Origin of the sequence: Paeniglutamicibacter sulfureus, assembly GCF_039535115.1 — a bacterium.
GTDB lineage: Bacteria > Actinomycetota > Actinomycetes > Actinomycetales > Micrococcaceae > Paeniglutamicibacter > Paeniglutamicibacter sulfureus.
This window is the reverse complement of record NZ_BAAAWO010000001.1, coordinates 1,727,807-1,740,194: the sequence shown is the minus strand read 5'-3', so window position 1 is coordinate 1,740,194 and position 12,388 is coordinate 1,727,807. Positions and strand designations below refer to the sequence as shown.

At 65.1% G+C, this 12,388-nt stretch carries 12 protein-coding genes; 6 read left to right on the top strand and 6 right to left on the bottom strand.

The features are described 5' to 3' along the window. Position 1: 1 nt before the first annotated feature. Positions 2 to 271 carry a DUF4229 domain-containing protein gene (locus tag ABD687_RS07945; protein ID WP_344760980.1) on the top strand — a complete coding sequence of 90 codons (270 nt, stop codon included), beginning with the start codon at positions 2 to 4 and terminating at the stop codon, positions 269 to 271. 260 nt (positions 272 to 531) lie between these two features. Here the strand turns inward: ABD687_RS07945 and ABD687_RS07940 are convergent, their stop codons facing one another. The 5 genes from ABD687_RS07940 to ABD687_RS07920 form a co-directional block, all read right to left on the bottom strand. Next, positions 532 to 1,419, bottom strand: a complete 888-nt coding sequence (locus tag ABD687_RS07940; RefSeq protein ID WP_302265004.1) for a 1,4-dihydroxy-2-naphthoate polyprenyltransferase — start codon at positions 1,417 to 1,419, stop codon at positions 532 to 534. Between the two features lie 92 nt (positions 1,420 to 1,511). Beyond that, positions 1,512 to 2,879 carry a short-chain fatty acid transporter gene (locus tag ABD687_RS07935; protein WP_310292227.1) on the bottom strand — a complete coding sequence of 456 codons (1,368 nt, stop codon included), beginning with the start codon at positions 2,877 to 2,879 and terminating at the stop codon, positions 1,512 to 1,514. A gap of 158 nt (positions 2,880 to 3,037) precedes the next feature. Continuing rightward, positions 3,038 to 3,826 carry an AMP-binding enzyme gene (locus tag ABD687_RS07930; protein ID WP_344760979.1) on the bottom strand — a complete coding sequence of 263 codons (789 nt, stop codon included), beginning with the start codon at positions 3,824 to 3,826 and terminating at the stop codon, positions 3,038 to 3,040. Continuing rightward, positions 3,763 to 4,164: an AMP-binding protein gene (locus ABD687_RS07925; RefSeq protein ID WP_344760978.1), complete on the bottom strand. Its 402-nt coding sequence runs from the start codon at positions 4,162 to 4,164 to the stop codon at positions 3,763 to 3,765. The genes ABD687_RS07930 and ABD687_RS07925 overlap by 64 nt, the downstream gene beginning before the upstream one ends. 20 nt (positions 4,165 to 4,184) lie before the next feature. Then, positions 4,185 to 5,090, bottom strand: a complete 906-nt coding sequence (locus tag ABD687_RS07920) for a 1,4-dihydroxy-2-naphthoyl-CoA synthase (protein ID WP_377700401.1) — start codon at positions 5,088 to 5,090, stop codon at positions 4,185 to 4,187. A gap of 435 nt (positions 5,091 to 5,525) precedes the next feature. On the opposite strand from ABD687_RS07920, the gene ABD687_RS07915 reads away from it, so the two are divergent. Continuing rightward, positions 5,526 to 6,977 carry an amino acid permease gene (locus tag ABD687_RS07915; RefSeq protein ID WP_310292232.1) on the top strand — a complete coding sequence of 484 codons (1,452 nt, stop codon included), beginning with the start codon at positions 5,526 to 5,528 and terminating at the stop codon, positions 6,975 to 6,977. Positions 6,978 to 7,123: 146 nt separating this feature from the next. Here ABD687_RS07915 and ABD687_RS07910 read toward each other — a convergent pair whose 3' ends face one another. Further along, positions 7,124 to 8,584: an MFS transporter gene (locus ABD687_RS07910; protein WP_310292234.1), complete on the bottom strand. Its 1,461-nt coding sequence runs from the start codon at positions 8,582 to 8,584 to the stop codon at positions 7,124 to 7,126. Positions 8,585 to 8,930: 346 nt separating this feature from the next. On the opposite strand from ABD687_RS07910, the gene ABD687_RS07905 reads away from it, so the two are divergent. From ABD687_RS07905 to ABD687_RS07890, 4 genes are all read left to right on the top strand, one after another. Beyond that, entirely contained in the window at positions 8,931 to 10,154 is a 1,224-nt protein-coding gene (locus tag ABD687_RS07905; protein ID WP_264270453.1) for a thiolase family protein, read from the top strand. A gap of 4 nt (positions 10,155 to 10,158) precedes the next feature. Further along, positions 10,159 to 10,944 (top strand): enoyl-CoA hydratase/isomerase family protein, encoded by a 786-nt coding sequence (locus tag ABD687_RS07900; RefSeq protein WP_302265016.1) that lies wholly within the window; start codon positions 10,159 to 10,161, stop codon positions 10,942 to 10,944. Beyond that, positions 10,945 to 11,817: a 3-hydroxyacyl-CoA dehydrogenase family protein gene (locus tag ABD687_RS07895; RefSeq protein WP_310292236.1), complete on the top strand. Its 873-nt coding sequence runs from the start codon at positions 10,945 to 10,947 to the stop codon at positions 11,815 to 11,817. A gap of 168 nt (positions 11,818 to 11,985) precedes the next feature. Then, positions 11,986 to 12,375, top strand: a complete 390-nt coding sequence (locus ABD687_RS07890; protein ID WP_310292239.1) for an antibiotic biosynthesis monooxygenase family protein — start codon at positions 11,986 to 11,988, stop codon at positions 12,373 to 12,375. The last annotated feature ends 13 nt before the right edge of the window (positions 12,376 to 12,388 follow it).

The following is a 12,388-nucleotide window of genomic DNA, read 5'->3' as shown; positions in this document are numbered from 1 at the left end:
GGTGCAGTTCTTCAAGTACACCGTGATTCGGTTGGCCCTCTTTTTCGCAGTATTCCTACCACTGGCTTATCTCCTGATGTGGCCCATATTCACCGCGGGCCTAGTCGCGCTGGTGATCGCGTTTGCCCTGAGCTACCTGTTCCTGAACAACTTGCGCGTGGCGGCCAACGCCGACGTGCAAAAAATGTTCAACTCCAAGGGGCCCAAGAAGTCCCGGCAAGACCTTGACGACGAGGCAGCCGAAGACCGGTTCCTGGACGGCGAGCAGTAACCCAACGGATTCGTGTCTCGGCGGTGGGCTGGCGGACGCAACCGGACCAGGTGCCACCGCCAGCCCCCAATGATGTTTACAGGCCTGTCGACGGACCGTGGAGCGGCGTCCCATCGCAGGTGTGTTCTTGGCTGGAACACCATGAGGCCTGACGAAGCCTTGGTAGTCGTACCTATCCGTAACACCCAGGGGCCCGGTCATGGAGATGACCGGGCCCCTGGGCACGAATTTTCCCGACGCGATGGTCGCGGACGGAAGCGCTAGGCCAGAGCCAGCTCCATCACGATTGCCACTGTGAAAAGCGCCGCGTAGACGAGGTTGATGATGCCCGTCTGCTTGAGCACCGGGATCAGTGCGCCGGGCTCGTGATTGCGCAACACCGTCCAGCTTGGCAGCACACACAACGGTACCGTCAGCAGGACGAGCCACATCCATGCGTGCGTGGACACCATGACCAGCGGCAACAGGATGGCCAGGGTCAGCATCATGACGTAGCTGATGCGCGCGGCAGGGTCTCCCAGCCGCACTGCCAGAGTCATCTTTCCGACTTCCTTGTCGGTGGGGATGTCACGGATGTTGTTGGCCATCAATAGTGCGGTGGCGATGAGGCCGGTTCCCACGGCTCCGATGTAGGCAGGCAGCGTCAACTGGTGTGCCTGGGTATACGCCGTCCCCAGCGTGGCCACGAGGCCGAAGAAGATGAACACGAATACCTCGCCCAGCCCCCGATAGCCATAGGGGTTCTTGCCGCCGGTGTAACCCCACGCGGCGAAGATGGCCGCCAGGCCGACCAATAGCAGCGGCCAGGATGCCGTGGACACCACCAGGAACGCTCCCACGATCCCGGCGAGCCCGAAACAGGCAAAGGCAGCGTTGCGGACCGTGGTGGGTTTTGCCAGGCCGGAGCCGGTCAGTCGCAACGGCCCCACGCGGACATCGTCGGTGCCGCGGATGCCGTCGGAGTAGTCGTTGGCATAGTTCACCCCGACCTGGAGCAGCAGCCCGACCACCAGGGCCAGGATGGCTTCGAGCCAGGCAGGTTTTCCGGTGGTGTCCACGGCGGCCGCCGTGCCAATAATCACCGGCGCAATCACAATGGGCAGGGTCCGCAAGCGTGCGCCCTCAACCCATTGGGCAATCGTAGCCACCATCAATCCTCTCGCTGCCGGGAAAAACATGCAGCTACCATTCTCTCCCGCGCGGTGGCAGGGGAGAAATTCCGGCGGCGCCCGGGACGTACCTAGAACGAGACGATCAGCAAGGTCGCGGCAAAAACAATCCCGGAGGCGACCAGCACAATCGTGGTGTATCCCAGGATGTCACGCATCTTCAACCCGGCAATTGCCAGCAGTGGCAAGGCCCAGAACGGCTGGATCATGTTGGTCCACTGGTCGCCGTAGGCCACAGCCATGATCGGGATGGACGGGTCCACGCCCAGTTCCGCCGCCGCGGTGAGCATGATCGGCGCCTGCACGGCAAACTGCCCACCGCCCGAGGGAACAAAGAAGTTCACCAACCCGGCCGAGAGAAACGCCAGCACGCCGAAGGTCTGCGGCGTGGAGATCGACACGAACACATCCGAGAGCACCTGGATCAGCCCGGTCCCGGTCATGATGCCCAGGATTCCGGCGTAGAGCGGGAACTGCAGCAGGATCTCCCCGACATTCGATGCCGCGTGCTTGGTCAGCGCCATCAGCTCGAACGGGCTGCGCACCAGCAGCAGGATCAGGGCCAGGAAGGACCAGTTGACGATGTCCAGGGTCAGCGTGCCGCCGGTGGAGAAGTGGATGACGAGGTAGGCCAGCAGCATCGCCCCGAGCAGCAGCGTGGGCAGGCGGCTGGCGTCCAGCCTGTCGGCGGGCGTGGTGACCTCGTCGTCGACGGCCACGAGTTCCTCACGGGCGTCCTGGACCAGTTCCACGATCTTGTCGTTCCCGCGCGGGGCCACCAGGTACAGGGACAGGGCAACCATGACGATGGCGGCAACGGCGGCGATCATGTTCCAGGAGGAGAAAGTGGTCTCGGAAATCGACAGCGGGCCGCCGAGCTGCTTGGCGATGAACGAGTCGGGCGTCGCCGCGGTCAGCGGACCGGAACCCGAATAGCCCATGTGCCAGACGACAAAACCGGCAAACCCGGAGGCAACCAGCATCGGGAAATGGAAGGCGATGCCGCGTTCGCGGCCCTGGGCAGCGACCTCCCGGGCCAGTAGCCCGCCGACCACCAGGCCCAGCCCCCAGGTGATCAGCGAAGCCACGGCGGCCACCAGGAAGACAAACACGTAGCCGGCCAGGGCGGTCTGCGGGACGCGTCCCAGAAAGCGCAGGAGCCTTCGCACCGGCCGGGTGTTGGCGAGGATGAATCCCAGCATCAGCACCAGGGCCATCTGGGTGATGAAGGCCAACAGGCCCGCCAGCCCGTCGCCCCAGCTTTGGACGATGAGCAGCGGGCTGGAACGGGTGACGACCACCGCCAGCAGCGCCACGATGAAGGTGAGGGCAATGGCGAAGACCAGGGCCGAGGGGATGAATCGTTCGACAAGGTTGTTGACGGGCCGCATGGCCCGGGAAATAGCTGTTCCACCTTGCGGTGCGGCTGTTTTGCTCATGAAATAACACCTCTTTGTGCTGATCCGACAGTTGGCCTGGGCAGCAAAAGCGAAGCTGGCCAGTGATAATGCCCACCATACGTCAGGATCACCCGCGTCAGGCCAAGCCCGGCGCGTATCGACGGTTCGGCGCGCTGCCAGGATCCGCGGCCGGCAGGTCAGCGTGGTGTTTCAGCCAGCCAGGCGGCGAGCGACATCCTGTCGACCTTGCCATTGGGCAGCAGCGGCAGCGCCTCGAGCGCCTGCAGGCGGCGCGGCACCGCGGCGGCACCGAGCGATGCGCGCACGGCCGCTGACAGGGCCTCGGGGGCGGCGCTTCCCACATAGGCGGCGGCGATCTGCTGGCCCCATTGCGCATCCGGCACGGGAACCACCGCCGCCTCCGAGACACCGGGCAGGGCCTCGAGGACGCGCTGGACCTGGGCCGCCGAAACCTTGACACCGCCGGTGATGATGACGTCGTCGGCCCTCCCGGACACCGAAAGCATGCCGTCGGCGTAGCTTCCCAGATCGTCGGTCGCGTACCAGCGCACCCCCGACCCGTCTACGCTGAAGTGCCTGGCGGTCAGGCCGGCGTCCCCGAGGTAGCCGGAGGCGATGGTTGGCCCGCCCAGCATGATCCGTCCGTCGACGACCTTGACCTGCACTCCAGGCAGGGCCCGGGCATCGTAGACGCAGCCACCGGCGGTCTCGCTGGAACCGTAGGTGAGGTGCAGCTTGAGCGAATGCCTTGCTGCCTCCTTCAGGACCGCGCGCGGGGCACGTGCCCCGCCCAGCAGGATGGCGTCGAAGCGTTGCAGCGTGGAAATGGTCTCCGCGTCCGGATCTTCCAACAGTCGCTGCAGCTGGGTGGGGACCAGGGAGACCAGGCGTTTGCGGTCGGTCAGGGCCGAGGCGGCCTCATTGAAGCCCCGGCGGTAAAGCTCTGCTCCAGGTCCATCGCCCACGGTCGGGTTCCGGCATACAGGCTGCGGGTCAACACGGCCAGGCCTGCCACGAAGTGGATCGGCAACGGGAGCAGCCACTGGCCCTCGAATCCGAGGTATTCGGCCGTGGCCATCGAAGAGGAGGCCAGTGCATCGATCGACAGCGCGGTGCGCTTCGGGGTCCCCGTGGACCCCGAGGTGCGCACCACCGCCGCGATTCCCTCGAGTCCCTCCAGCTCCGCCCCGGCCACCGGGTTCACGACGTACTCGTTGTTCGTGGTGCCCGGGAGGATCTCCACGGCCGGCCCTTCCTCGTTCAGGGATGCTGAAAGGGCAACGAGCGCGGAATCTGGATTCATGGTGCCGGGGTTCCTTGGGCCTAGAAGTAGTACGGGTGGGCTGACCAGTCGGGGTCGCGTTTTTGGAGGAAGGCGTCGCGGCCCTCCACGGCCTCGTCGGTCATGTAGGCCATGCGGGTGGCTTCGCCGGCGAAGACCTGCTGCCCGGCCAGCCCGTCATCGGCCAGGTTGAACGCGAACTTGAGCATGCGGATGGCCTGGGGGGATTGCTTGGCGATGTCCGCTGCATATTCCAGGGCGACTTCCTCGAGGCGCGCGTGGTCCACGGCCTCGTTGACCGCGCCCATGGAGACCATGTCCTCTGCGGAGTGCTCGCGGGCCAGGAAGAAGATCGAGCGGGCGTTCTTTTGCCCGACCTGGCGGGCCAGGAGCGCCGAACCGTAGCCTGCGTCGAAGGAGCCGACGGTGGCGTCGGTCTGCTTGAACTTGCCGTGCTCGCGGGAGGCGATGGTGAGGTCCGAGACCACGTGCAGCGAGTGCCCGCCGCCGGCGGCCCAGCCGTTGACCACTGCAATGACGACCTTGGGCATGGTGCGCATCAGGCGCTGGACCTCAAGGATGTGCAGGCGTCCGGCGCGGGCGGGGTCGATCGAGTCGGCGGTCTCTCCCTCGGCGTAGCGGTAGCCGTCGCGGCCGCGGATGCGCTGGTCCCCGCCGGAGCAGAAGGAATGCCCGCCGTCCTTGGGGGAGGGGCCGTTGCCGGTCAGCAGCACGGTTGCCACGTCCGAGCTCATGCGGGCGTGGTCCATGATGCGGTACAGCTCGTCCACGGTGCCGGGGCGGAACGCGTTGCGGACCTCCGGGCGGTTGAAGGCGATGCGCACGGTCGGCAGGTCGCGCACGACCGTGCCGGCGGAATCACGCTCGACCTGGCGGTGGTAGGTCATGTCCTCGAGGTCGAAACCCTCGACCACGCGCCACTGCATGGGGTCGAAAATGTCGGAAACCTTGGCTGGCAATTGTTCGGTGGAATCAAGGGTGCTCACAACCATGAATGCTATAGGTTCGGTAGCCGCGGGGGCGAAAGCGGCTCGGGCCCCCGGCTTTGTGGATCGGCGGAAACCCATGGCCTTCAGTTCTGGCGCAACTGTTGAACAATTAATAATTGCTCTTTGCCTGGGCTTGTGATCCACGTCAAATATTCACCTCACTAGGGTGATTGCAAAACGCATGGTGTCTCGGATCATAGTTGAGCGGCGTTTTGGCTGGTTGCCCAACTTCATGTTGGATGGCAAAGTGCGGTAGGTTTGCCGTTTGCACCTCCACTAAATGTGTGAGCGGGCACCCCTGAAAAGGGCCTGGCCTGGTGCCTTCCCCGTTGCATCGATGCGGGTAGATTGAGTCGCCAAAGGAGCTACGCGGTGGAACCCCACAACGTCCGAGAACACCAGCCCGATACCTCCACCAGAGACGCCGACGTGACGGCCGAGGGCTACAAGAAGACCCTCACCCGCAGGCACGTCCAGATGATCGCCATGGGTGGCGCCATCGGCGTGGGCCTGTTCATGGGGGCAGGTGGCCGTTTGGCCACGACCGGGCCCGCCTTGATCTTCTCCTACGCCATTGCCGGTGTGATTGCCTACTTCCTGATGCGTGCGCTGGGCGAACTCATCATGTACCGCCAGTCCTCGGGGTCCTTCGTTTCCTATGCCGGTGAGCTTTTCGGGGCCAAGGGAGCCTTCCTTTCGGGCTGGATGTACATGCTGAACTGGGCCATGACGGGCATTGCCGAGCTCATCGCCATCGGGCTGTACTTCACCTACTTCTTCCCGGGCGTCCCGGTGGAGGCCGCAGCGCTGTGCGCGCTGGGCCTGTTGATCGCCGTGAACCTCTTCAGCGCCAAGGCGTTTGCCGAGTTCGAGTTCTGGGCATCGTTCCTGAAGGTCGCTGCCATCGTGCTCTTCCTGTGCATCGGCACCTACCTCGTGGTGACCAACGCGCAGGTGGGGGTCGGGCACGCCTCGGTCTCCAACTTGTTCGCCGGCGAGGGCGGCATGTTCCCGCGCGGATTCATGATCACCATCCTGGTCCTCAACGCCGTCATCTTCGCCTACAACGCCATCGAACTGGTCGGCATCACCGCTGGCGAGATGGAAGACCCTGCCAGGGAAGTCCCCGCAGCCATCCGCGCCGTCGTGGTGCGCATCGTCGTCTTCTACGTCGGCTCGGTGACGCTGCTGGCCATGATCGTGCCGTGGAACCAGTACAAGGCCGGGGAAAGCCCGTTCGTCACCGTCTTTGACCAGTTGGGCTGGGGCTGGATCGGCGGCGTCATGAACTTCGTGGTCATCACCGCGGCGCTGAGCTCCTGCAACTCGGGGCTGTACTCCATCGGCCGCGTCTTCCGAGCGATGGCGAACAACGGCCACGCCCCGCAGTGGTTGACCAAGATGAACAAGCGCTACGTCCCCTATGCCGGCATCCTGGCCATCGGCGGCGTGTACTTCGTGGGCATCATCCTCAACGTCTGGCTTGGCGGAACCTACGCCTTCGACCTGGCCCTGAACACCGCATCGATCGGTGTCCTGTTCACCTGGGGCTCGATCTTCGCCTGCCAGCTGATGCTGCGCAAGAAGCGCGGCAAGGTCTCTTCCCTGCCGATGCCGGGGGCGCCCTACACCAGCTGGGCGGGCCTGATCGCCCTGGCAATCATCACGGTGCTGATCGGCTTTGACACGCTCACCGGACCGGACGGCGAAGTCTTCCCGCTCGGCCTGTACACCATTGCCTGCATCCCGCTGATTGCAGTCGGCTTCTGGATCGGCTGGCAGAAGGCCAAGCACAACACCGCCAAGAGCGAGCTCTACTCCTAGGGCTTCATTCCGGTCGGGCGTTGCAAACGACAAAACGGTGGGTGGGTGGTTCCCAAGATTTCCTTGGGAACCACCCACCCACCGTCGTTTGCAGGCCGTCGCTTCATGCAGGCCGTCGCCTCATGCGGGGCTGCTCTCGGGCCGTTTTAGGATCGGGGTACGAGAACCTCGGCGTCCGTTTCCGGGTCGGTGTCGGCCAGGATGCCGGTCTCGTGGGCGTCCGGAATCTCGGTTCCGCGCAACGACGCCCCGGCGGTCTCGGGCAGGTACCGTGTGGCCACCAGGCCGATGGCGCAGGCTGCCATCATGTAGACGGCCGGGAACAACAGGAAATCGGTCTCGTTGATGACGGCCTCGTTGACCATGGCCGCGGTACCGCCGAAGATCGCTGTCGCCACGTTGTAGGTCACCGCAAAACCGGCAAACCTGACGTGGGACGGGAACATGGCCGGGAAGGTGGCCGTGATCGTGGCTAGCTGCGGGATGTAGAGCAGACCCAGGATGGCGAACCCGAGGATCGCGAGCGGGAAACTCTTGCCCATCAGCCAGAACAGCGGCAGGGCCAGCACGAAGAGGCCGATCAGCGACGCGAACCACAGGGGTTTTCTTCCCACCCTGTCCGAAAGTGATCCGGCAAAGGGGATGACGGCCATCATCGCGACCTCGCCGACCAGGATCACCATCAGGGACGCCTTCGGATCCAGGCCCAGCTGGCCCTCGAGATAGGTCGGCATGTAGCTCAGCAACGTGTAGTTCACGACGTTCAGGGCGATCACCAGGCCGCTCATGATGAGCATCGGGCGCCAGTAGCCGCGGATAAGCGTGCGCAGCGAGCTCGATTCCTGGACCTCGCCCCGCTCCTCGAGTTCCTGGAAGACCGGGGTGTCTTCCAGCTTGTTTCGCAGGTGGAGGCCAATCAAGCCCATGGGCAGGGCCATCATGAACGGCACGCGCCAGCCCCAGTCCATCATTGCCTCGTCGCTCAGCGCGACCTGGAAGCCCAGCATCACGGCCGTGCCCAGGGCGAAGCCGCCGAGGGTCCCGAACTCCAGGAACGATCCAAAGAAGCCGCGCTTCTTGTCGGGGGAGTATTCGGCCATGAACGTTGCGGCGCCGCCGTACTCGCCGCCGGTGGAGAAGCCCTGGATCATCCGCAGGAGCACCAGCAGGACCGGTGCCAAGACGCCGACCTGCTCAAAGGTCGGCAGGATGCCGATGAAGAATGTAGCCAGGGACATCATCAGGATGGTGAGGGCCAAGATGTGCTTGCGGCCCAACTTGTCGCCCAGCGGTCCCCAGACCAGGCCGCCGAGCGGCCTGACCAGGAAGGAGAGTGCGAAGGTGCCCAACGCCATGAGGGTTCCGCCCTCGGTGGGGAAAAAGTGGAACGTAATGTAGGTGACTGCCACGGCGTAGACGCCGTAATCAAACCATTCGGTGAGGTTGCCCATGGCCGAGGCGGCAGTTGCCTTGCGGATTTCGCTGCGGCCGGCGGTGGTGGATAGATCCGGGCCGATGTCTTCGCCAAAATCCACGGGGTCGGTGGTCTGGGATGCCACCGGTGCGGGGTTGTTTAGTTGGTTGGGTTGGCTGTTTTCCGGCTGCATTACTGCTCCGTTTGCTATTCAGCTTTCCGTCGACCGGATGCCCGTCCAAATCCATGTTGACGGCCTTGGACGGTGACGGTCCACGATCCGGACAGGGTCCGGAGTCGGTCAAGTGGAAGACGATACGGCAGTGATTGGGGTCGGTCAAACCGGAGAGTTTGCCGACCATGAGGTTGACCGCGCTTATGGCATGATGGGATTGTATTAGTGAACGAATGGTCGGTAATTCTTCCGCGCTCCGCCCGGAGCCGGTCGCCGAAGCCAAACCACGGAGCATTGCAGGTCTTTCCCGCCGGGTTTCCGGTGGGAACCATCCAGGCGTGTGCCCCATGACAAAGGAGTTGTTATGACCGAGGCTTTCTTGGTGGGCGGAGCCCGCACCCCGGTAGGACGTTATGGCGGGGCATTGAGCAGCGTGCGCCCGGACGACTTGGCCGCGCTGGCCATCCGTGCCGCCGTGGAGCGAGCCGGAATCGACCCGGCAGACGTCGACGAGGTCATCTTCGGCAACGCCAATGGCGCCGGCGAGGAAAACCGCAACGTCGCACGCATGGCCTGGCTGCTTGCAGGCTTCGAGGACAGCGTTCCGGGCATCACCGTCAACCGCCTCTGCGCCTCGGGCATGAGCGCCATCACCATGGCCAGCCACATGATCAAGGCAGGTGCCGCCGACATCGTCGTCGCCGGTGGCGTGGAGTCCATGTCGCGCGCCCCGTGGGTGATGGAAAAGCCGGACAAGGCCTTCGCCAAGCCGGGAGCCACCTTCGACACCTCGATCGGCTGGCGTTTCCCGAACCCCGAATTCCTCTCCGGTGAGCTTTCCCGCGAGGGCAAGGCCACCTTCTCCATGCCGGAAACGGCCGAGGAAGTCGCCCGTGTTTACAACACCTCCCGCGAGGACTGCGACGCCTTCGCCGTGCGCTCGCACGAACGCGCCATCGCCGCCATCGAGGCCGGACGCTTCAAGGACGAAATCGTCCCGGTCACCGTCAAGTCCCGCAAGGGCGAAACCATCGTCGACACCGACGAGGGACCGCGCCCCGGCACCTCCTTCGAGGTGCTCTCCAAGCTGCGTCCGGTCGTCAAGGGCGGCACCGTGGTCACCGCGGGCAACGCCTCCACGCTCAACGACGGTGCCTCGGCGATCATCGTGGCCTCCGAAGCGGCCATCAAGAAATACGGGCTGACCCCGCGCGCCCGCATCATCGACGGCGCTTCCGCCGGCCTGGCCCCGGAAATCATGGGCATGGGCCCGGTTCCGGCCAGCCGCAAGGTCCTGGAACGTTCCGGTTACTCGGTCGATGACCTGGCCGCCGTGGAACTCAACGAGGCCTTCGCCTCGCAGTCGCTGGCTTCCATGCGCGAGCTCGGCATCGACCCGGAGATCGTGAACCGGGACGGCGGCGCCATCGCCCTGGGCCACCCGCTGGGCTCCTCGGGATCACGCATCGTCATCACCCTGCTCGGACGCCTGGAACGCGAGGCGAAGGCCGGCGGATCCAAGCTGGGCCTGGCGACCATGTGCGTGGGCGTCGGCCAGGGCGCGGCCCTGCTCATCGAGGGTGTCTAGGGGGATGGGGGAGACGCTGAACGCCTCCGCATTCCAGACCCTGAAGGTCTCCGAGTCCGCCGACCGGCTGAACGTGCAGCTTGACCGCCCCCAGGTCAAGAATGCCATCGACCAGCTGATGGTCGACGAGCTGCACGCTGTCTGCGCCTACCTGGAGCGCACGCCGAAGATCATGGTGCTCTCCGGCACCCCCGCGGACCCGGAAACCGGGGCCAAGGGCGTCTTCGCCTCCGGTGCCGACATCGCCCAGTTGCGCGAGCGCCGCCGGGATGACGCGCTGGCCGGCATCAACTCCGGCATTTTCGACAGGATCGCCAAGCTGCCGATGCCCGTCATCGCGGCCCTCGATGGCTTCGCCCTGGGCGGCGGCGCCGAGCTGGCCTACGCGGCCGACTTCCGCATCGGCACCCCCGAATTGCGCATGGGCAACCCGGAAACCGGGCTCGGCATCATGGCCGCTGCGGGTGCCACCTGGCGCCTGAAGGAACTTGTGGGCGAACCGGTTGCCAAGGAGATCCTGTTGGCGGGCAAGGTGCTCAAGGGCGAGGAGGCCCTGCGCGTCGGGCTCATCACCGAGCTGGTCGAGGGACCCGACTTGATGGCAGCCGCCTCGGCCTTGGCCGACCGCATCGGCACCCAGGACGCCCTTGCCGTGCGCATCACCAAGTCCGTGTTCCACACCCCGCGCGAGGCACACCCCGTCATCGACACCCTTGCCCAGGGGATGCTCTTTGAATCCCAGGCAAAATTCGACCGCATGCAAGCCTTCTTGGACAGGAAGAAAAAGTAAATGAGTGAAACACCCAACACCCTTCCGGCCAAGGTCGGCGTCCTCGGCGGCGGCCGCATGGGCGCGGGCATTGCCCATGCCTTCCTGGTCAAAGGCTGCGACGTGGTGGTCGTCGAGCGCGACGAGGATTCCGCCCAGGGCGCCTACGAGCGCGTTGCCGGCTCCGCGGCGAAGTCCATCGAACGCGGAGGGTTGGACGAAACCTATGAGCAGGTCACCGCACGCCTGAGCGTCTCGGTTGACTACGCGGCCTTCGCGGACCGCGAGCTGGTGGTTGAGGCGGTCCCGGAAATCTGGGACCTGAAGGTCTCCTCGCTCAAGAAGGTCGAGGAAAACCTCGCGGAGGACGCGATCCTGGCCTCGAACACCTCCTCGCTGTCCATGAGCGGCCTGGCCCAGGAGCTGGCTCGCCCGGCGAACTTCCTGGGCCTGCACTTCTTCAACCCGGTCCCGGCCTCCACGCTCATCGAGGTCGTCATTGCCAAGCAGAGTGCCCCGGCGCTCATCGAGAAGGCCCGCGGCTGGGTCCAGGGGCTGGGCAAGACTGCTGTGGTGGTCAATGACGCCCCCGGCTTCGCCTCATCCCGGCTCGGTGTAGCGATCGCGCTCGAAGCCATGCGCATGGTCGAGGAGGGCGTGGCCAGCGCCGAGGACATCGACAACGCCATGGTGCTGGGTTACAAGCACCCCACCGGCCCGCTGAAGACCACCGACATTGTGGGCCTTGACGTGCGCCTGGGCATTGCCGAGTACCTGCACGAGACCCTGGGCGACCGCTTTGCCCCGCCGCAGATCCTGCGCGACCTGGTTGAGCAGGGCCACCTGGGCCGCAAGACCGGCAAGGGCTTCTACGACTGGGCCGCTTCCAAGTAGTCCGGCTGTAACCGAAGCCGGTGGTGCCGGGGATCGCTGATCCGTGGCACCACCGGCTTTCGTGTCTCCACATTGCCGGGACACAATGGGCAGCGGCGGAGTTCTTGGGTAGGTTGGAAACCGAGCCGTCCAGGCACACTGGCGGCCACCGTGGGAAGGAATACAACCATGTACGTCGTCACCAACCGCATTGATGTTCCGGCGGAACGGGCAGCAGCCTTCGAGGAACGTTTCATCGGCAACATGCGCAACAACCTGCCCAAGGTTGCCGGCCTGTCCCGCGCCACGCTTGACCGCCCGGTGGATGAAAACACCCCGTACAAGGTCACCATGGAATTCGACTCCGAGTCGGACTTCGAAACCTGGCGCGACTCCGAAGCATTCCGCTCCGCGCATGGCCGGCCCGCGTCGGCGGCCCCCGGAAACGGCGGCCCGGCAACCGAGGCGCCGAAGGCCGAGGCACCCGGAACCGCGGATCCCCAGGCCGCTGCGCCGCGTGCTGTGACGGGTCCGGAGCACCACATCCGCATTGAAACGTTTGAGGGCGGCCGGGCGTAGGGGGAGCGGAAAA

Bases quoted from the DNA above. Each gene is read 5' to 3' on its own strand.
- ABD687_RS07910 (WP_310292234.1), bottom strand. From the start codon at position 8,584: ATGCAGCCGGAAAACAGCCAACCCAACCAACTAAACAACCCCGCACCG.
- ABD687_RS07890 (WP_310292239.1), top strand. From the start codon at position 11,986: ATGTACGTCGTCACCAACCGCATTGATGTTCCGGCGGAACGGGCAGCA.
- ABD687_RS07935 (WP_310292227.1), bottom strand. From the start codon at position 2,879: ATGAGCAAAACAGCCGCACCGCAAGGTGGAACAGCTATTTCCCGGGCC.
- ABD687_RS07925 (WP_344760978.1), bottom strand. From the start codon at position 4,164: ATGAATCCAGATTCCGCGCTCGTTGCCCTTTCAGCATCCCTGAACGAG.
- ABD687_RS07895 (WP_310292236.1), top strand. From the start codon at position 10,945: ATGAGTGAAACACCCAACACCCTTCCGGCCAAGGTCGGCGTCCTCGGC.
- ABD687_RS07920 (WP_377700401.1), bottom strand. From the start codon at position 5,090: ATGCAGTGGCGCGTGGTCGAGGGTTTCGACCTCGAGGACATGACCTAC.
- ABD687_RS07900 (WP_302265016.1), top strand. From the start codon at position 10,159: ATGGGGGAGACGCTGAACGCCTCCGCATTCCAGACCCTGAAGGTCTCC.
- ABD687_RS07905 (WP_264270453.1), top strand. From the start codon at position 8,931: ATGACCGAGGCTTTCTTGGTGGGCGGAGCCCGCACCCCGGTAGGACGT.